At 51.3% G+C, this 18,581-nt stretch carries 13 protein-coding genes, 2 tRNA genes and 1 rRNA gene; 6 read left to right on the forward strand and 10 right to left on the reverse strand.

What is annotated here, in order from left to right; translation table 11 throughout:
• Nucleotides 1–65: 65 nt before the first annotated feature.
• The 10 genes from GS3922_RS15715 to dnaA all read right to left on the reverse strand — a co-directional run bounded on the left by GS3922_RS15715 (nucleotide 66) and on the right by dnaA (nucleotide 12,438).
• Nucleotides 66–141, reverse strand: a tRNA-Ala gene (locus GS3922_RS15715).
• An 11-nt stretch (nucleotides 142–152) separates the two neighbouring features.
• Nucleotides 153–226, reverse strand: a tRNA-Ile gene (locus tag GS3922_RS15720).
• 197 nt (nucleotides 227–423) lie between these two features.
• A 16S ribosomal RNA gene (locus tag GS3922_RS15725) occupies nucleotides 424–1,981 on the reverse strand.
• Between the two features lie 489 nt (nucleotides 1,982–2,470).
• The gene (locus GS3922_RS15730) at nucleotides 2,471–3,538 is read right to left on the reverse strand and encodes an HD-GYP domain-containing protein (protein WP_063167079.1); all 1,068 of its coding nucleotides are present in this window, start codon (nucleotides 3,536–3,538) and stop codon (nucleotides 2,471–2,473) included.
• Between the two features lie 123 nt (nucleotides 3,539–3,661).
• Nucleotides 3,662–6,130 (reverse strand): DNA gyrase subunit A, encoded by a 2,469-nt coding sequence (gene gyrA, locus GS3922_RS15735; RefSeq protein WP_063167080.1) that lies wholly within the window; start codon nucleotides 6,128–6,130, stop codon nucleotides 3,662–3,664.
• Between the two features lie 154 nt (nucleotides 6,131–6,284).
• A complete protein-coding gene (gene gyrB / locus GS3922_RS15740; protein WP_063167081.1) occupies nucleotides 6,285–8,207 on the reverse strand; it encodes a DNA topoisomerase (ATP-hydrolyzing) subunit B in 1,923 nt (640 codons plus the stop codon).
• 45 nt (nucleotides 8,208–8,252) lie between these two features.
• Complete coding sequence (gene recF, locus GS3922_RS15745; protein ID WP_063167082.1) at nucleotides 8,253–9,371, reverse strand: DNA replication/repair protein RecF; 1,119 nt, start codon at nucleotides 9,369–9,371, stop codon at nucleotides 8,253–8,255.
• Between the two features lie 11 nt (nucleotides 9,372–9,382).
• Nucleotides 9,383–9,604, reverse strand: coding sequence for a S4 domain-containing protein YaaA (yaaA, locus tag GS3922_RS15750; protein ID WP_063167083.1), 222 nt, complete (start codon nucleotides 9,602–9,604; stop codon nucleotides 9,383–9,385).
• Nucleotides 9,605–9,778: 174 nt separating this feature from the next.
• Nucleotides 9,779–10,915 carry a DNA polymerase III subunit beta gene (gene dnaN, locus GS3922_RS15755; protein WP_063167084.1) on the reverse strand — a complete coding sequence of 379 codons (1,137 nt, stop codon included), beginning with the start codon at nucleotides 10,913–10,915 and terminating at the stop codon, nucleotides 9,779–9,781.
• 170 nt (nucleotides 10,916–11,085) lie between these two features.
• A complete protein-coding gene (dnaA, locus tag GS3922_RS15760; RefSeq protein WP_063167085.1) occupies nucleotides 11,086–12,438 on the reverse strand; it encodes a chromosomal replication initiator protein DnaA in 1,353 nt (450 codons plus the stop codon).
• 474 nt (nucleotides 12,439–12,912) lie between these two features.
• On the opposite strand from dnaA, the gene rpmH reads away from it, so the two are divergent.
• From rpmH to mnmG, 6 genes are all read left to right on the forward strand, one after another.
• Nucleotides 12,913–13,047 carry a 50S ribosomal protein L34 gene (gene rpmH / locus GS3922_RS17440; protein WP_020961658.1) on the forward strand — a complete coding sequence of 45 codons (135 nt, stop codon included), beginning with the start codon at nucleotides 12,913–12,915 and terminating at the stop codon, nucleotides 13,045–13,047.
• Nucleotides 13,048–13,126: 79 nt separating this feature from the next.
• The gene (gene rnpA / locus GS3922_RS15765; RefSeq protein WP_063167437.1) at nucleotides 13,127–13,492 is read left to right on the forward strand and encodes a ribonuclease P protein component; all 366 of its coding nucleotides are present in this window, start codon (nucleotides 13,127–13,129) and stop codon (nucleotides 13,490–13,492) included.
• Nucleotides 13,493–13,565: 73 nt separating this feature from the next.
• Nucleotides 13,566–14,330 (forward strand): YidC family membrane integrase SpoIIIJ, encoded by a 765-nt coding sequence (gene spoIIIJ / locus GS3922_RS15770; protein ID WP_063167086.1) that lies wholly within the window; start codon nucleotides 13,566–13,568, stop codon nucleotides 14,328–14,330.
• Nucleotides 14,327–14,986 carry an RNA-binding cell elongation regulator Jag/EloR gene (gene jag / locus GS3922_RS15775; RefSeq protein WP_063167087.1) on the forward strand — a complete coding sequence of 220 codons (660 nt, stop codon included), beginning with the start codon at nucleotides 14,327–14,329 and terminating at the stop codon, nucleotides 14,984–14,986. Before spoIIIJ ends, jag begins: the two co-directional genes overlap by 4 nt.
• 282 nt (nucleotides 14,987–15,268) lie before the next feature.
• Entirely contained in the window at nucleotides 15,269–16,657 is a 1,389-nt protein-coding gene (gene mnmE / locus GS3922_RS15780; protein ID WP_063167088.1) for a tRNA uridine-5-carboxymethylaminomethyl(34) synthesis GTPase MnmE, read from the forward strand.
• Nucleotides 16,658–16,673: 16 nt separating this feature from the next.
• Nucleotides 16,674–18,563 (forward strand): tRNA uridine-5-carboxymethylaminomethyl(34) synthesis enzyme MnmG, encoded by a 1,890-nt coding sequence (mnmG, locus tag GS3922_RS15785; RefSeq protein WP_063167089.1) that lies wholly within the window; start codon nucleotides 16,674–16,676, stop codon nucleotides 18,561–18,563.
• Nucleotides 18,564–18,581 lie beyond the last annotated feature (18 nt).

Genomic DNA, 18,581 nt, shown 5'->3' on the forward strand with positions numbered 1-18,581 from the left:
TAACCGCGGCACCTCAGCTTTTCCGGTTATCTAGTTTTCAAGGAACGATTTCTGTTCACTTAAAATGGTGGAGCCTATCGGGATCGAACCGATGACCTCCTGCGTGCAAAGCAGGCGCTCTCCCAGCTGAGCTAAGGCCCCGCAATATAGGATGGGCCTAAGTGGACTTGAACCACCGACCTCACGCTTATCAGGCGTGCGCTCTGACCAGCTGAGCTATAGGCCCATAATGTATGTGCAGAGAATAACCCATTCCCTCAAAACTAAACAAAACAACAAGCGTCATTATATATCAAACCGACTGTCTAGCTCCGGCCGCCATCGGCTCGCGACGCTTTGGCCCTGCTGCGGCGGCATAGCCTCCTCGCAGGCCCTCCAGCACGTTTCGCCGATAGGCGGGCGGCCTCCGCTTTTCGTCCTTAGAAAGGAGGTGATCCAGCCGCACCTTCCGGTACGGCTACCTTGTTACGACTTCACCCCAATCACTTGCCCCACCTTCGGCGGCTGGCTCCCGTAAGGGTTACCTCACCGACTTCGGGTGTTGCAAGCTCTCGTGGTGTGACGGGCGGTGTGTACAAGGCCCGGGAACGTATTCACCGCGGCATGCTGATCCGCGATTACTAGCGATTCCGGCTTCATGCAGGCGAGTTGCAGCCTGCAATCCGAACTGAGAGCGGCTTTTTGGGATTCGCTCCCCCTCGCGGGTTCGCAGCCCTTTGTACCGCCCATTGTAGCACGTGTGTAGCCCAGGTCATAAGGGGCATGATGATTTGACGTCATCCCCACCTTCCTCCGACTTTTCGCCGGCAGTCCCTCTAGAGTGCCCAACTGAATGCTGGCAACTAGAGGCAAGGGTTGCGCTCGTTGCGGGACTTAACCCAACATCTCACGACACGAGCTGACGACAACCATGCACCACCTGTCACCCTGTCCCCCCGAAGGGGGAACGCCCAATCTCTTGGGTTGTCAGGGGATGTCAAGACCTGGTAAGGTTCTTCGCGTTGCTTCGAATTAAACCACATGCTCCACCGCTTGTGCGGGCCCCCGTCAATTCCTTTGAGTTTCAGCCTTGCGGCCGTACTCCCCAGGCGGAGTGCTTATCGCGTTAGCTGCAGCACTAAAGGGTGTGACCCCTCTAACACTTAGCACTCATCGTTTACGGCGTGGACTACCAGGGTATCTAATCCTGTTTGCTCCCCACGCTTTCGCGCCTCAGCGTCAGTTACAGGCCAGAGAGCCGCCTTCGCCACTGGTGTTCCTCCACATCTCTACGCATTTCACCGCTACACGTGGAATTCCGCTCTCCTCTCCTGCACTCAAGTCCCCCAGTTTCCAATGACCCTCCACGGTTGAGCCGTGGGCTTTCACATCAGACTTAAGGAACCGCCTGCGCGCGCTTTACGCCCAATAATTCCGGACAACGCTCGCCCCCTACGTATTACCGCGGCTGCTGGCACGTAGTTAGCCGGGGCTTTCTCGTGAGGTACCGTCACCGCGCCGCCTTGTTCAAACGGCGCTCCTTCGTCCCTCACAACAGAGCTTTACGACCCGAAGGCCTTCTTCGCTCACGCGGCGTCGCTCCGTCAGACTTTCGTCCATTGCGGAAGATTCCCTACTGCTGCCTCCCGTAGGAGTCTGGGCCGTGTCTCAGTCCCAGTGTGGCCGGTCACCCTCTCAGGCCGGCTACGCATCGTCGCCTTGGTGAGCCGTTACCTCACCAACTAGCTAATGCGCCGCGGGCCCATCCGCAAGTGACAGCCAAAGGCCGCCTTTCAACCGAAGACCATGCGGTCTTCGGTGTTATCCGGTATTAGCTCCGGTTTCCCGGAGTTATCCCGGTCTTGCGGGCAGGTTGCCCACGTGTTACTCACCCGTCCGCCGCTGACCAAATAAGAGCAAGCTCTCATTCGGTCCGCTCGACTTGCATGTATTAGGCACGCCGCCAGCGTTCGTCCTGAGCCAGGATCAAACTCTCCAATAGAAAGTTGATTGGCTTTGGCTTCGGCCTCAGCACCAAAGGCGCCGCGGCCTCAGCTTTTCGTATTGTCTAGCTTCGGCCGCCATCGACTCGCGACGCTTCGGTCCTGCTGCGGCGGCGATAGCCTCCTCGCAGGCCCTCCAGCGCGTTTCGCCGATAGACGGGCGGCCTCAGCTTTTCGTATGACGCTTGTGTTTTGTTTAGTTTTCAAGGAACCTTGCATCTCTTAATGATGACAGCTATTAAATAATAACGTATGGACAACGAAAAGTCAATAGTGTTTTTTTATTTCGTTGTCTTCGCAAGCAAAATTGATTGTATCATGTTGTTGTTGTTTATGCAACGGTATTTTTTGGATAAACGGTTCACAAAAAAGTCCATGGGCAACGTTTTGCCCTCCACCCGGGGATGAAAATCACCGCTTACCGACGGGATTTTCACAGAAAATAGATGATCCATCTCCCGCTTTTGGTTTAAGGTGGGATTTCTCAATCAAGGTGATAAGATTTCCTCGATGTACAGATCTCGGTGCTCGGCTAACGGAAGCAACTCTTCAGTTTCGATCACCTTGACGATCGGCCTTAGTGGCTCGTCGCGCTGAGTAAATACTACTTCAGCTGTTTCACCGTTTGATAGTTTGACCATAGTTCCCGTTTGCAAGCTGACTAGATGGTTGAAAAGCAAAGCGACCACCTCTGTATTTAATCTGCCCGCTTGCTCCCGCTGCATTGTTTCAATAACACGAAGGGGGGACTGCTTGCGGCGGTACAGACGTTCTGAAGTCATTGCATAGTATACGTCAGCGACTGCAATAATTTGGCCATATGGATGAATTTTTTCCGCTTTGACTCGCAACGGATATCCGCTGCCGTCATTTCGCTCGTGGTGTTGCAGCACAGCTAATTTTGCTCCTTGGTTTAACGCAGCAATTTTTTGCACCATTCGGTAACCAAAAATAGGATGTTGTTCTATTTCACGGAACTCTGCCTCGGTAAGCGCCGAAGGCTTCAACAAAATTTGGCTGCTTATTTTGGCCATGCCGCAGTCAGATAAAACGCCAGCAAGCACGATTTGGTGACATTCGCCTTGGCCGTAGCCGAGCTGCATGGCTAGAAACCCGGCGAGCAAACCAACGCTGACAGCGTGATGGTATAAATATTCTTCTTTTGTTGTGTAATGATGAAGCACAAGCAACTCTCGTTTATGCTTTATCATTTTGTTGAACAGCGGGATGGCGATCTCTCTTATTTCGCGGATATCGACCGGCAACCCGGATTGCCATGACTGAAACACCCTTTTATACTGTTGCACTGCCTCTAAATACAGCATAACCGGCCGCTCGTCGGGTTTCGTCAAGGAGGGGTCGCCCCCAAGGAAGGGCTCACCATTGACTAGTACTGGTTCGACCTCCACTTCATCAATGAGAAACTTGCTGAGCACGTGCAGCAGGGGCTTCGTGATCACCGTGTTTTTCAACATGATCGGTTTTTTTGTTTTGCCAAGCACATCCTCAGCAAGCACACAGCCTTCGCAAAGCTGGTCCAATTTAACGCGCACCATCGGTTTATGCACCTCTGCCTATAACATTTATGTTTATCTTAACATGATTTTTCCTGTAATGGGAGTGCTTCAGCACCAAAAGGAAAGACGCTCCGTGCCTTTGTGGCCGGAACGTCATAGAAACTAAGCCAAATGGTTTTCCTCTTCCTCTTTTTCTTCCTCGGGTACCTTCGCCACGGTGGCGACGCATTCGTGTTCATCTTCGCCGGAGAGGCGAATGAGTTTGACGCCTTGGGCAATTCTCCCTGTTCGGGAAATATCATGGACCGCGATGCGGATGAGCACGCCGCCGGTCGTAATCACTATTAAGTCTTCGTTGCCGACGACCGTTGTCACTGCGACGACAGAACCGTTTCTTTCTGTAACATTGCACGTTTTCAATCCCTTGCCGCCGCGGCTTTGCACCCGGTATTCCGAAGCTGGGGTGCGCTTGCCGAACCCTTTTTTCGTGACGACAAGCACGTCGTGGTGATCTTCTAAAATCTCCATGCCAACGACTTCATCGTCGCCGTCGAGCGTGATCGCTTTGACTCCGGTTGCGCTGCGGCCCATCGTTCGGACGTCGGTTTCCGGGAAGCGGATGAGCATCCCCTTTTTCGTGCCAATGATCAAATGTTTTTTGCCGTCCGTCAGCCTGACGGAAATCAGCTCATCCCCTTCGCGCAAATGAATAGCAATTAACCCGTTGTTGCGGATGTGGGCGAAGGAGGAAAGTGGAGAACGCTTGGCGATCCCTTGTTTTGTCGCAAACACAAGGTAACGTTCGTCGTCGAATGTCTCAATGGGGATCATCGCGTTGATCCACTCATCTTTATCGAGCTCAAGCAAGTTAATGATCGGCAGCCCTTTGGCCGTTCGGCCGAACTCCGGGATTTCGTAGCCTTTCGCCCGATATACTTTCCCTTTGTTCGTGAAAAACAGCACGTTGTCGTGGGTCGATGTAATGAGCAAATGTTCGACAAAATCGTCTTCCGCCGTGTGCATTCCTTGCACGCCCCGGCCGCCGCGCTTCTGACTCCGATACGTCGATAAAGGCAGACGCTTAATATAGCCTTTATGGGTGAGCGTAATGACAATATGCTCATGAGGGATTAAGTCTTCATCGTCGAGCTGTTCGACGGCTCCAACAACGATTTCGGTACGCCGCTCATCGTTGAACCGCTCTTTAATCTCGCTAAGCTCGTCGCGAATAATTTGCAACACTTTCTCTTCGTCAGCCAACACCGCTCTCAGCTCGGCGATAAGACGGACAAGATCTTGATATTCTTGTTCGATTTTTTCCCGTTCAAGGCCGGTCAGCCGTTGCAGACGCATATCCAAAATCGCCTGCGCCTGCCGTTCGCTGAGCGAAAATCGCTCCATCAGCCCTTCGCGCGCAGCTTCCGTCGTTCGTGAACGCCGGATGAGGTCGATCACTTCATCTAGGTGATCGAGAGCGATGCGCAAGCCTTCTAAGATGTGGGCACGCGCCTCAGCTTTTTTAAGCTCGAATGCCGTCCGTCGGCGGATAACTGTTTTTTGATGGGTTAAATAATGCTCCAAGCACTCTTTTAAGTTCAGCACTTTCGGCTCGCCGTCGACCAAGGCGAGCATATTGATTCCGAAACTCGTTTGTAATGCTGTATGTTTGTATAAGTTGTTTAAAACGACTTTCGCGTTGGCATCCCGCCGTACTTCAATGACGATGCGCATCCCGCTCCGGTCCGACTCGTCGCGCAAATCAGTAATCCCGTCAATTTTTCTCTCACGCACAAGTTCAGCGATTCGTTCAATCAGTTTCGCTTTGTTCACTTGGTAAGGGAGTTCGCTCACGATAATCGTTTCTTTGCCGTTGGCGTGTTGCTCGATCTCAGCCTTGGCGCGCAACGTAATCGAACCCCGTCCAGTTTCATACGCCTTGCGGATGCCGCTGCGGCCGATAATTTGTCCGGCAGTCGGAAAATCAGGCCCAGGGATGTATTCCATTAAGTCAGCGACTGTCATCTCCGGGTTTTGGCTTAGCGCCAACAAGGCGTCGATCACTTCGCCAAGTTGATGCGGCGGAATGTTCGTCGCCATCCCGACGGCGATGCCCGATGAACCGTTGACAAGCAAGTTCGGAAACCGGGATGGCAGCACAACTGGCTCTTTTTCCGAGCCATCATAGTTGTCTTGGTAGTCAATCGTGTCTTTATTGATATCGCGCAACAGCTCCATTGCGATTTTCGACATGCGCGCTTCTGTGTAACGCATAGCGGCGGCGGCATCGCCGTCGATCGATCCGAAGTTGCCGTGCCCATCAACGAGCATGTACCGGTAGTTGAAATCTTGTGCCATGCGCACCATCGTATCGTACACGGCGGCGTCGCCGTGCGGGTGGTATTTCCCGATCACTTCGCCGACGATGCGGGCCGATTTTTTGTACGGTTTATCAGCGGTCATGCCAAGATCGTGCATGGCGTACAAAATGCGGCGATGCACCGGTTTCAATCCGTCGCGCACGTCCGGCAAGGCCCGTGAAACGATGACGCTCATTGCATAATCGAGGAACGAAGAACGCATTTCTTGGCTAATATTCACTTCGCGAATGCGCGGTTGTTCATGTTCTTCCATTCGTCCAAACCTCCCTTTTGAACCTCCTCCGTTCCGGTCTGCCTAATCGGCGGCAGAAACGAACGGATGGCGGGCGCCGCTTCGCTCGCGCGCCGGATGGCCCCGTCGGCAAGGTGAAGCGGGGAGGGCGGCCGCTTCCCTCTCTTTTTCAGCCTTAAATATCCAAGTTTTTCACATAACGGGCGTTTTCTTCAATAAACTGGCGGCGCGGTTCCACTTTGTCGCCCATCAAAATTTCAAACGTTTCGTCCGCTTCAATGGCGTCCTGCAAGCTCACTTGCAGCAACGTTCTCGTTTCCGGATTCATCGTCGTTTCCCAAAGCTGCTCCGGATTCATTTCGCCCAATCCTTTGTAGCGCTGAATCGTCGGTTTCGGCTGATCCGGCAGCTCGGCAAGAATTTTTTCGAGCTGGCGGTCGTTGTAAGCGTAGCGCACTTGTTTTCCTTGTTCGATTTTATACAGCGGCGGCTGGGCGATATAGACGTAGCCGCGCTCGATAAATTCGCGCATATAGCGGTAAAAGAACGTCAACAGGAGCGTGCGGATGTGGGCGCCGTCGACGTCCGCGTCGGTCATGATAATGACTTTATGGTAACGCGCTTTCGAGATGTCGAAATCCTCCCCGATACCGGTGCCAAGCGCAGTGATGATCGCCCGCACCTCATTGTTCGACAAAATTTTATCCAATCGCGCTTTTTCAACGTTGATGATTTTCCCGCGCAGCGGCAAAATGGCTTGGAAATGGCGGTCACGCCCTTGTTTCGCCGAACCGCCCGCCGAATCGCCTTCAACGACATACAACTCACTGATAGATGGATCTCTTGACGAACAGTCGGCCAACTTGCCGGGCAAGTTGGAAATTTCGAGCGCGCTTTTCCGCCGTGTCAGTTCGCGCGCTTTTTTCGCCGCTAACCGGGCGCGCGCCGCCATCATGCCTTTTTCGACAATTTTTCGGGCAACGGCCGGGTGTTCAAGTAAAAACGTCTCGAACTGCTCGGAGAAGACGGCGTCTGTCACGGTGCGCGCATCGCTGTTGCCAAGCTTCGTTTTCGTCTGCCCCTCAAACTGCGGAGATGGATGCTTGATCGACACGATGGCCGTCAGCCCCTCGCGCACATCCTCACCGGTCAAATTGGCGTCGTTATCTTTAAAAATTTGCTGTTTGCGCGCATAGTCATTGATGATGCGCGTCAGCGCCATTTTAAAGCCGGACTCATGCATGCCCCCTTCATACGTATGAATGTTGTTAACGAACGAGTAAATGTTGCTTGTGTAGCCGTCGTTATATTGCAAGGCGATTTCAACGGCGATACCGTCGCGCTCGCCAGTGATATAAATCGGCTCCTCATGCAGCACTTCCCTCGTGCGGTTTAAATGGCGCACGTAAGAGCGGATGCCGCCCTCATAAAAATATTCGTTTTTCCGGTTGTCGACCCGTTCATCCGTCAAGATAATTTTCAAGCCGCGGTTTAAAAAAGCGAGCTCGCGCAGCCGGGTGGCCAGCGTCTCATAGTCAAACTCAGTCGTTTCTGTAAAAATTTCCGGATCCGGCTTGAAACGGGTCGTCGTCCCGGTCCGGTCCGTTTCACCGACGACTTGCAAGTCGGTGCGAGGTTCACCCCGTTCATATTTTTGGTAGTGAATTTTTCCGTCGCGGTACACATAAACTTCCAGCCATTCCGATAAGGCATTCACAACCGAGGCGCCGACGCCGTGCAAGCCGCCGGACACTTTATAGCCCCCTCCGCCGAACTTTCCGCCGGCGTGAAGGACAGTCATAATGACCTCAACAGCCGGACGCCCCGTCGCCTCATGCACATCAACCGGAATGCCTCGTCCGTTGTCAGCGACAGTGATGCTGTTATCTTCTCCGATCGTCACATGAATTTCCGTGCAATAGCCGGCCAACGCCTCATCGATGCTGTTGTCGACGATTTCCCAGACGAGATGGTGCAATCCTTTTGGTCCTGTCGAGCCAATGTACATCCCCGGGCGTTTTCGAACCGCCTCGAGGCCTTCAAGCACTTGTATTTGACTCGCATCGTACGCCTGCTCAACCCGCTGTTCCATTGTCATGCCATATCACCTACGCTTTCTTTGCAAACGTTCAACGTTCCACAGTCAAGAAGAGGCGGTTACCGAACCGGAGCGAACTCGATAAATGGCCGCTTCTTGAATGATGTCGTGCTTAATGCCGTCGATGCTTGTTGTAGTGACAAAAGTTTGCACTTTTTTTCGGATTGCATCAAGGAGGTGGGTTTGCCGAAAGTCATCAAGTTCCGACAACACATCATCGAGCAATAAAATGGGGTAATCGCCTAACTCAGAAAAGATAAGCTCAATTTCCGCCAGTTTGACTGCCAGCGCCGTTGTGCGCTGCTGTCCTTGGGAGCCGAATGTTTGTACGTTTTTTCCATTGACAATAAACGCGATATCATCGCGATGTGGGCCGACAAGCGTCGTTCCCCGCTGAATTTCCCGCTCCCTCATAGCGGCAAACGTTTCGCTGTATGCCTCTACTATTCTCGACAATTCTGCCTTTTCTGATACGTCGACCGATGGTTCGTACCGGATGTGAAGCCGTTCGGCGCCGCGGCTGATTTCGTGATGGATCGGCATCGCCCATTGCTCGAGCAACGACAAAAACTGGCGGCGTCGCAAGGTGATTTTTGCCGCCAGCACCATGAGCTGCTCGGTTAATACATCGAGCACCGCCTCGTCGCTTCGCTCACGCGCCTGCATCATTTTCAAGTAATGATTGCGCTGCTGCAACAGTTTTTGATATTGGCTCAAATCATGTATATAAACGGGCGATACTTGCCCGATCTCCATGTCGACAAACCGGCGCCGCACTTGCGGGCTTCCTTTGACTAAATTCAAGTCCTCAGGAGCGAACATGACAACGTTCAAATGGCCGACATATTGGCTGAGCCGCTGCTGTTCAATATGGTTGCATCTCGCCTTTTTTCCTTTTTTCGAGATCGTCAGTTCAAGCGCTAAAGAACCGCTTCGTTTTTCCGCTCTTCCTTCTATTTTAGCATATTCTTCATTCCAACGGATAAGGTCTTTATCGTTGGCAGTGCGATGCGATTTTGCCATGGCCAAAACATAAATGGCCTCCATCATGTTCGTCTTTCCTTGGGCGTTCTCCCCTAAGATGATACTTACGCCCCGGTCAAAGCTTAACGTTTCATGTTCATAATTGCGATAGTTCGTTAACGTTAAGTTAGTTAGAAACACTCGGCCTTCACCTACTTCACCTGCGTGACGATAAACGTGCCGATCCGTTCAATGTCGACCCGGTCGCCGTCTTTCAGTTTCCGGCCGCGTCGGTCTTCTTTTTCGCCGTTGACAAACACATTATACTCTTGTAAAAACCATTTGGCTGCGCCGCCCGTCTCGATCAAATTCATCAGCTTCAGCAGCTGCCCTAGCGTAATCGTTTCTGTTATAATCGTTACCTTTTGTTCCATCCGCGTATCGCTCGCTTTCCTTCAAACTGCCTATTCTTTTATTTTACCGAAAAACTCTTCCACTCGCAAAGAAAGCCGATGAGCGAGGACAACAAACATTCCCATCCTCCCCATCGGGCATAAAAAGAGCCATGCTCAAGACAGCACACCCGTTATGCGCGCAAAGCTGCGGAATCAATACGTTCTTACCGGCAAAATAAGCTGAAGCATCGAGTCCGTATGGAGCGGGCGCAATAAGAACGGCCGCATCGCCCCTGTGAAGCTGATTTGAATATCGTTGCCATCAAGCGCCCGCAGCGCATCCATCATGTATTTTGCGCTGAAGGAAATGTTTAATTCTTCACCTTCAATCGATTCCGTCTGCAGCTGCTCAGTTACTTTTCCGATTTCTGGAGAAATCGAAGAAATCTCGAGCAATCCTCCTGGGAGCGTCGCCAGCTTCACGACGTTGTTTCTTCCTTCCCTCGCAAGCAAGGACGCCCGATCGATCGCCTGCAAAAATTCTTTTGCATTGACGACCATGTTCGTTTTGCTGTCGCTCGGGATCAAGCGGGCTGTCTCCGGATAGTTTCCGTCAAGCAGCCGAGAAAAGAATAGAAGATGTTCCGCCTTAAACAACACTTGGTTGGCCGTAATAACGATATCGACCGGAGCGCTGCCGTCATCTAAAATTTTACTTAGTTCGTTGAGACTTTTCCCCGGAATGACAACGTTATACGAAACAGCGTTTTCCGCTTCGATTTTCACCTTGCGCATCGCCAGGCGATGGCTGTCTGTTGCCGTACAAATCAGTTCGCCGTTTTCGACTTTCCAGTTGACACCTGTCAAGATTGGGCGTGTTTCCGATGTTGATACGGCAAATACAGTTTGTCGGATGACCGTTTTTAACAAATCAGCCGGAATTTGAAACACGTTTTCCTCTTCAATTTGCGGCAAACGAGGATATTCCTCAGCGTTTAGGCCGTTGAGACGGAATTCCGAGTGGCCCGAGCGAATGACGGTCAAAAAGTTGTCTTCGGTTTCGATTTCAACCGTTTGTTGGGGCAGCTTCTTGACGATTTCGGCAAAAAAGCGCGCTTGCAGTACGATGCTTCCTGGTCTTTTTACATCAACAAGCAAGCGTCCTTCTTTTTCGAGCGGAATAAACGACTTAATCGAAATGTCAGAGTCGCTTCCCGTCAGCGTCACTCCGCGGGCGGTTGCCGTCAGCTTAATCCCGGTTAAAATCGGGATCGTTGTTCTCGTCGATACAGCCTTCATTACGTCTTGGACGCTTTTCGCCAGCGCTTCGCGGTCAATGGAAATGTTCACTTGTCGTTCCTCCCCATTTTGTTGATGTTCGGAAATAAATTATAAAAATATAAAAATAAAAATCATAGTAATAGTCGTATGGCTTGTTAGTATGTGGATAAGCAAGAAAAGCGAAGTAAGCACAGCCTGTCCACATGTGGATAGGCTGTGCATAAAACAAGGCTGGTTATTCACAGTTGCTTCAGCTTTTCTTGGATTTCCTTTATATGTTTTTGCAGCTGCGTGTCGGTTTGCAAAAGCTTTGATATTTTTTCATGGGCATGGATGACCGTCGTATGATCGCGGCCGCCAAATTCGTCGCCGATTTTCGGCAGCGAGCAGTCGGTCAGCTCACGGGAGAGATACATGGCGATTTGCCGGGGGAACGCGACCGATTTTGTCCGTTTTTTTGCTTTAAAATCCTCGAGCTTAATGTTGAAATGCTGCCCAACAACGCGCTGAATGTCTTGGATCGTAATGACTTTCGGCTTCGCGCTTGGAATGATATCCTTCAACGCCTCCGCTGCCAGGTCAGCCGTGATTTCTTTATTGATGAGCGATGAGTAGGCGACGACCCGAATGAGAGCACCTTCGAGTTCACGGATGTTTGAATCAATCTGGTTAGCGATGTAAAGCATGACCTCGTTCGGGATGTCAAACCCCTCCGCCTTCGCCTTTTTGCGAAGAATGGCAATCCGCGTTTCTAAATCGGGCGGCGTGATGTCCGTGATTAGCCCCCACTCAAAGCGCGAGCGCAAGCGATCTTCAAGCGTCGGAATTTCTTTTGGCGGCCGGTCGCTCGAAATGACGATCTGTTTGCTTTCCTCGTGCAGCGTGTTAAACGTATGGAAAAATTCCTCCTGTGTTTGTTCCTTTCCAGCTAGAAATTGAATGTCATCAATCAGCAGAACATCGACATTCCGATACTTATTGCGAAAGTCGTCAGGGCGGTTGTCGCGGATGGCGTTAATAAACTCGTTTGTAAATTTTTCCGAAGACAAATAGACAACTTTCGCGGACGGGTTATGTTCGATTACGTAATGGCCGATCGCGTGCATTAAGTGTGTTTTTCCGAGCCCGACTCCGCCGTAAATGAAGAGGGGATTGTACGCCTTGGCCGGGGCTTCAGCGACCGCTAACGAGGCGGCGTGAGCAAACCGGTTGCCAGAGCCGATGACAAACGTGTCGAACGTATATTTTGGATTTAACATGCTCTGCGGGAAGTCGTTCGCCTCTTCGTACGGCTTTCGCTGTTTTTTCGCCGACGGCGGAAACTCCAATTCATCGTCAGCTTGGTTTGGCGGAATGATAAATTTGACCGCCAGCTCTTCGCCGGTAATCGCGTAAATCGTTTCGGCAATTAAATGGGAATAGCGGGAATCAAGCCAGTCTCTAGCAAACTCGTTTGGGGCTACGATGACGAGCGTGTCACCTCGTAAAGAGTGGGCTTTCGTCGATTTGAGCCAAGTTTCAAAGCTCGGCTTGCTGATTTTCTGTTCAATTTCCCCGAGCACGCGATCCCATAAATCATGGATATTTTCCACCCGTTGCCCCTCCCTTGGTCAGAGGATAATCGTTCGTTTAAAAAATAATTTGTGGAAAAAATATATTAAGGAAACAAGGCGGCTTTTCGACAAAATCCACCATCTGTGGACAACACTATAAACAAGTTGTGCAAAAATATATCCACAGTCTATCCACAAAATGTGGATATCTTTCTTTATCCACACGGTTATTCATAGTGAAAACACAATAATAATAGCAAATAAAGCGGCTTGTTGCAACGGAATTTTTTGATTATCCACAAAACGGACAGGTTGTGAAAAAATCGCTATCCACACGGTTGAACATGTGAAAAAAATGTCGATAAATGTTGTGGATTGTTATTTAGGGGAGAAAAATTATCCACACCGCTGATGAAGGCAAGAAAAATGCGAAGGCGGTTGACATTTGCTAAGATTGTTCAATATAATGAGAAAGACTGCCCGTAACAGTTATTCCCTAGGGAGGTGTCATAGATGAAACGGACGTATCAACCAAATAGACGGAAGCGCAGCAAAGTGCACGGATTCCGCGCGCGCATGAGCACGAAAAATGGGAGAAAAGTATTGGCGCGTCGCCGTCGCAAAGGAAGAAAAGTATTGTCTGCATAATAGGCCACTGAAGCATCAGTGGTCTTTTTTCTCAACATTTTGCCGCTGGGAAATTAGGCAAATGGAGTGTTTCGGGAAAATGAAAAAAAAGTATCGGATCAAAAAAAACGAGGAATTCCAAGAAGTGTTTCAACGGGGCGTTTCGACGGCCAATCGGCAGTTTGTCGTGTATACGCTTGACCGCCCGGAGCAGCCTTACTTTCGCATCGGGCTTTCGGTCAGCAAAAAGCTTGGCAAGGCCGTTGTCAGAAACCAAATTAAACGATACATCCGCCAATGTTTTCTCGAGTTAAAGGAACAAGTCGTTCCTGGCAAGGACTATGTCATTATCGCGAGACAGCCTGCGGCTGAAATGGGCTATGCCGAAGTAAAAAAGAGTTTGGTCCATGTGCTGCGGAAAGCCGGGGGGTTGAAAAAGGGAGGCCGAACGTCGGATTCGGCTTGAAAAAATGCTCCACGCGGCAAAAAAAGGTGGTAAAATACATACATGAACTTGTACATGTGGGAGGAAAAAGAAGGTGAAAAGGCGAATTACATTCATTGTATTGCTCAGTGCATTGGCTGCCATGTTGTCTGGATGCACGGAGATTAATGAACCGATCACCCGAGAAAGCAAGGGGTTTTGGAACGAGTATATCGTTTATCCGCTTTCTTGGCTTATTAAATACGTCGCCGAGATGCTTGGCGGAAGCTACGGGCTGTCGATCATTGTCGTTACCATTCTCATCCGCCTGCTCATCTTGCCGCTGATGATTCAACAGACGCGCAATGCGAAGGCGATGCAAGCGCTTCAGCCTGAAATCGAGGCGTTGCGCAAAAAATACAGTTCTAAAGACGCGCAAACCCAACAAAAGCTCCAGCAAGAGATGATGTTATTGTTCCAAAAGCATGGCGTCAACCCGATGGCCGGCTGCTTTCCGATTTTAATTCAAATGCCGATTTTAATCGGTTTTTACCATGCCATTATGCGCACAAGGGAAATCGCCCAGCATAACTTTTTATGGTTTGACCTTGGCGAAAAGGACCCGTACTATATTTTGCCGGTGATCGCTGGAGTGACGACGTTTATCCAGCAAAAAATAATGATGGCCGGCTCGGCTCAGCAAAATCCACAAATGGCGATGCTGCTTTGGATGATGCCAATTATGATCGTCATTTTTGCGATCAACTTCCCGGCCGCCTTGTCGCTTTACTGGGTTGTCGGAAATATTTTCTCCATCGTGCAAACATATCTCATTAAAGGGCCGACTGTTTCTGCCCATCCAGGAGGAGCGAAAAAGTGAAGGAAGTTACCGCGACTGCCGCAACGGTCGAAGAAGCGGTGCAGCTGGCGCTCACACAGCTCGGTGCACCTCGGGAGCGCGCGGACATCGTCGTGATCGATGAAGGGAAAAAAGGCTGGTTCGGCCTGTTTGGCGGCCGGCCGGCGGTTGTGAAAGCGGTGCTGAAAATCGATCCGGTTGAGGAGACAGTGCGTTTTTTGCAACAAGTTATCGTGCAAATGGGGGCGGAAGGGGCAAACGTCGAGGCCGTCCGCCGCGGCAAACAAGTAACGCTCCGCGTTCAAGGGGGGCCGATCGGTTTGCTGATTGGCAAACACGGACAAACGTTAAACGCGCTTCAGTTTTTGGCGCAGCTCGTCGCCAACCGCCATGCCGATGAATACGTGTCGATCACCGTCGATGTAGAAAATTACCGCGAACGAAGAGAACAGGCGCTTGTCGAATTGGCACACAAGCTGGCAGCCCGGGTGGTCAAGACAGGGAAAGAAGTCAAGCTTGAGCCGATGCCGGCGCATGAGCGAAAAATCATTCATGCGGCACTGGCCGGCCATAAACATGTCTCCACCTACTCGATCGGAGCTGATCCGCACCGTTCGATCGTCGTTTCGCCCGCCGTAGGCAAAAAACAACCGTCAAGGAAAGAGGCACCTCTCTAAACCACATAGAGGAGGCCTCTCTTTTTTTGTTTTGGCTTCCGTTTTTCTAAGCGGCGAGATGCCGATATGTTTATGTCTAACGCAACATAGACCCGGTGTAAACAACTGCGCGTTCCGGTTTGCGGCGGGCCCTATTCATTTTTAGACAATCAGGAGAAGTGTGCCATATTGTTATTCACATGTGGATAAGTTAAAATTGAACTAAGCAAAAATTCACAAGGTGAATACGGCGAAAAAGCTGTGGATATAGATGGAACGGAGAAAAAGCGAGGTGAACAAGCCATGACAGAATTTGATACGATTGCCGCCATTTCAACGCCGATGGGGGAAGGGGCGATCGCCATCGTTCGCCTGAGCGGGGACGAGGCGATAGAAATCGCCGATCGGCTTTTCCGCAGCCCGACCGGAAAGCGGCTGAAAGATGCGCCGTCACACACGATTCATTACGGGCATATTGTTGACCCGAAAAGCGGACGAACCGTCGAGGAAGTCATGGTATCGGTCATGCGGGCGCCGAAAACATTTACGCGCGAAGATGTAGTAGAAATTAATTGCCATGGCGGATTCGTTTCCGTGAATCGGTTGTTGCAGCTTGTGCTCGCGAACGGGGCGCGTCTCGCTGAGCCGGGGGAGTTTACGAAGCGGGCGTTTTTGAACGGGCGCATCGACTTATCCCAAGCTGAAGCAGTCATCGACTTGATTCGCGCCAAAACGGATCGCGCGATGAACGTCGCCTTGCAGCAAATGGAAGGGCGGTTGTCGACATTAATCCGCGAATTGCGGCAGACCATTTTAGAAACGTTGGCGCACGTTGAAGTCAACATCGACTATCCAGAATACGATGATGTCGAGGAGATGACGCCGCGTCTGTTGAAGGAGAAGGCAGAATACGTGCGCGGACAAATTGAAAAGCTGCTGTCGACCGCCGCCCAAGGGAAAATTTTGCGCGAAGGCTTGGCGACGGTCATTATCGGACGGCCGAACGTCGGCAAGTCATCACTGTTAAATGCGCTCGCTCACGAAAACCGGGCGATCGTCACCGATATCCCGGGAACGACGCGCGATGTCATCGAAGAGTATGTCAACGTCCGCGGCGTGCCGCTCCGCTTGATCGACACCGCCGGCATCCGCGAAACAGAAGATGTTGTTGAGCGGATTGGCGTTGAGCGCTCGCAGCAAATGTTGAAGCGGGCTGATTTAATTTTGCTCGTTTTGAACTACCATGAACCGCTGACCGAAGAGGATGAGCGGCTGTTTGCGATGACAGAGGGAATGGATGTCATCGTAATCGTCAATAAAACGGATTTGCCCGAAAATATTGATATGGAACGGGTCAAAGAGCTTGCGGCCGGCCGGCCGATTGTGGCAACATCACTATTGCGCGAACAAGGGATTGATGAACTCGAAAAGGCAATCGCCGATTTATTTTTTGGCGGTGAACTAGAAGCCGGCGACTTGACTTATGTCTCGAACTCCCGCCATATCGCGTTGCTCGAGCAAGCGAAAAAGGCGATCGATGATGCGCTTTCCGGCATTGACGCCGGCATGCCGGTCGACCTCGTTCAAATCGATTTGCGCCGGGCGTGGGAGCTGCTTGGCGAAATCGTTGGCGATACATTGCACGAAAGTTTGATTGATCAGCTGTTTGCCCAATTTTGTTTAGGAAAATAAGCAAGGAGGAAACGAAATGGAGTATCACGGAGGATCGTATGACGTCATCGTCATCGGCGCCGGCCACGCCGGCTGTGAGGCGGCTTTGGCGGCGGCGCGCATCGGGGCGAAAACGCTCGTCATTACGCTTAACCTCGACATGATTGCGTTTATGCCGTGCAACCCGTCGATTGGCGGACCGGCGAAAGGGATCGTCGTGCGTGAAATCGACGCTCTCGGCGGGGAAATGGGGAAAAACATTGATAAAACATACATTCAAATTCGGATGCTTAACACCGGCAAAGGTCCGGCCGTCCGCGCGCTGCGGGCACAGGCTGACAAAGTGCTGTACCAGCGGGAAATGAAAAAGACGCTCGAAAATGAGGAAAATTTGACGCTGCTGCAAGGGAAAGTTGAGCGGCTCATCGTCGAAGACGGCGTCTGCAAAGGCGTCATTACACAAACAGGGGCCCATTATTACGCCAAAGCGGTCGTCATTACGACCGGGACGTTTCTGCGGGGGGAAATTATTATCGGCGATATTAAATATTCAAGCGGGCCGAACAACCAGCAGCCGTCAATCAAGTTGTCCGAGCATTTAGAAGAGCTTGGGTTCGAGCTCGTCCGTTTCAAAACAGGCACGCCGCCGCGCGTCAACAGCCGGACGATCGACTACAGCAAAACAGAAATTCAGCCGGGAGACGAAGAGCCGCGGGCGTTTTCATACGAGACGACAACATACATCACCGACCAGCTGCCGTGCTGGCTGACGTATACGACAGAGGAAACGCACCGCATCATTGATGAAAATTTGCATTTGTCGCCGATGTACTCCGGCATGATTAAAGGAACCGGACCGCGCTATTGCCCATCGATCGAAGATAAAGTCGTCCGGTTCCACGACAAGCCTCGTCACCAGATTTTCCTCGAGCCGGAAGGGCGGGAAACGGAAGAAGTCTACGTGCAAGGGCTGTCGACAAGTTTGCCGGAACATATCCAACGCAAACTGCTTGAGACGATCCCAGGGCTCGAGAAAGCGCAGCTCATGCGGGCCGGCTATGCGATCGAGTACGATGCGATCGTGCCGACACAGCTTTGGCCGACGTTGGAAACAAAGCTGGTGAAAAACTTGTACACCGCCGGGCAAATTAACGGCACATCCGGCTACGAAGAAGCGGCGGGTCAAGGGATTATGGCCGGCATTAACGCCGCCCACCGCGCGCTCGGCCGCGAGGAAATCATTTTAAGCCGTTCGGACGCTTATATTGGCGTCTTGATCGACGATTTGGTGACCAAAGGGACAAACGAGCCGTACCGCCTGCTGACATCGCGCGCCGAATATCGGCTGTTGCTCCGCCACGACAACGCCGATTTGCGCTTGACCGAGCTCGGGTATCGGATCGGCCTGATTTCCGAAGAGAGATACCGAGCATTTTTGGCAAAAAAAGAGGCGATCGAACGGGAGAAAAAACGGCTGCAAACGGTCATCATTAAACCGACGCCAGAGGTGCAAGAAGTGATCCGCCAGGCGGGCGGAAGCGAGTTGAAAGACGGCATCCGCGCCGCTGATCTGCTAAGGCGTCCGGAAATGACGTACGAACATATCCAAAAACTCGCTCCGGCTGACGAAGACATCGCTCCAGAAGTCGCCGAGCAAGTTGAAATTCAAATCAAATATGAAGGCTATATCCAAAAATCGCTGCAAGAAGTCGAACGGCTCAAAAAAATGGAAAACAAAAAAATCCCGGAAGATATCGACTACGACGCCATCCAAGGACTGGCGACCGAAGCGCGGCAAAAACTGAAACAAGTGCGTCCGCTCTCGATTGCCCAAGCATCGCGCATTTCCGGCGTCAATCCGGCCGATATTTCGATATTATTAGTGTATTTGGAACAAGGAAGAATCGCGCGTGTGTCGAATGAATAAACATGAGGGAAAGGATTG

The sequence above is a fragment of the Geobacillus subterraneus genome, from assembly GCF_001618685.1.
Taxonomy (GTDB): domain Bacteria; phylum Bacillota; class Bacilli; order Bacillales; family Anoxybacillaceae; genus Geobacillus; species Geobacillus subterraneus.

What these genes read in the sequence shown, in the direction of transcription:
- yaaA (WP_063167083.1), bottom strand. Translation starts at nt 9,604, where the DNA reads ATGGAACAAAAGGTAACGATTATAACAGAAACGATTACGCTAGGGCAG.
- gyrB (WP_063167081.1), bottom strand. Translation starts at nt 8,207, where the DNA reads ATGACAATGGAACAGCGGGTTGAGCAGGCGTACGATGCGAGTCAAATA.
- rpmH (WP_020961658.1), top strand. Translation starts at nt 12,913, where the DNA reads ATGAAACGGACGTATCAACCAAATAGACGGAAGCGCAGCAAAGTGCAC.
- gyrA (WP_063167080.1), bottom strand. Translation starts at nt 6,130, where the DNA reads ATGGAAGAACATGAACAACCGCGCATTCGCGAAGTGAATATTAGCCAA.
- rnpA (WP_063167437.1), top strand. Translation starts at nt 13,127, where the DNA reads ATGAAAAAAAAGTATCGGATCAAAAAAAACGAGGAATTCCAAGAAGTG.
- mnmG (WP_063167089.1), top strand. Translation starts at nt 16,674, where the DNA reads ATGGAGTATCACGGAGGATCGTATGACGTCATCGTCATCGGCGCCGGC.
- mnmE (WP_063167088.1), top strand. Translation starts at nt 15,269, where the DNA reads ATGACAGAATTTGATACGATTGCCGCCATTTCAACGCCGATGGGGGAA.
- GS3922_RS15730 (WP_063167079.1), bottom strand. Translation starts at nt 3,538, where the DNA reads ATGGTGCGCGTTAAATTGGACCAGCTTTGCGAAGGCTGTGTGCTTGCT.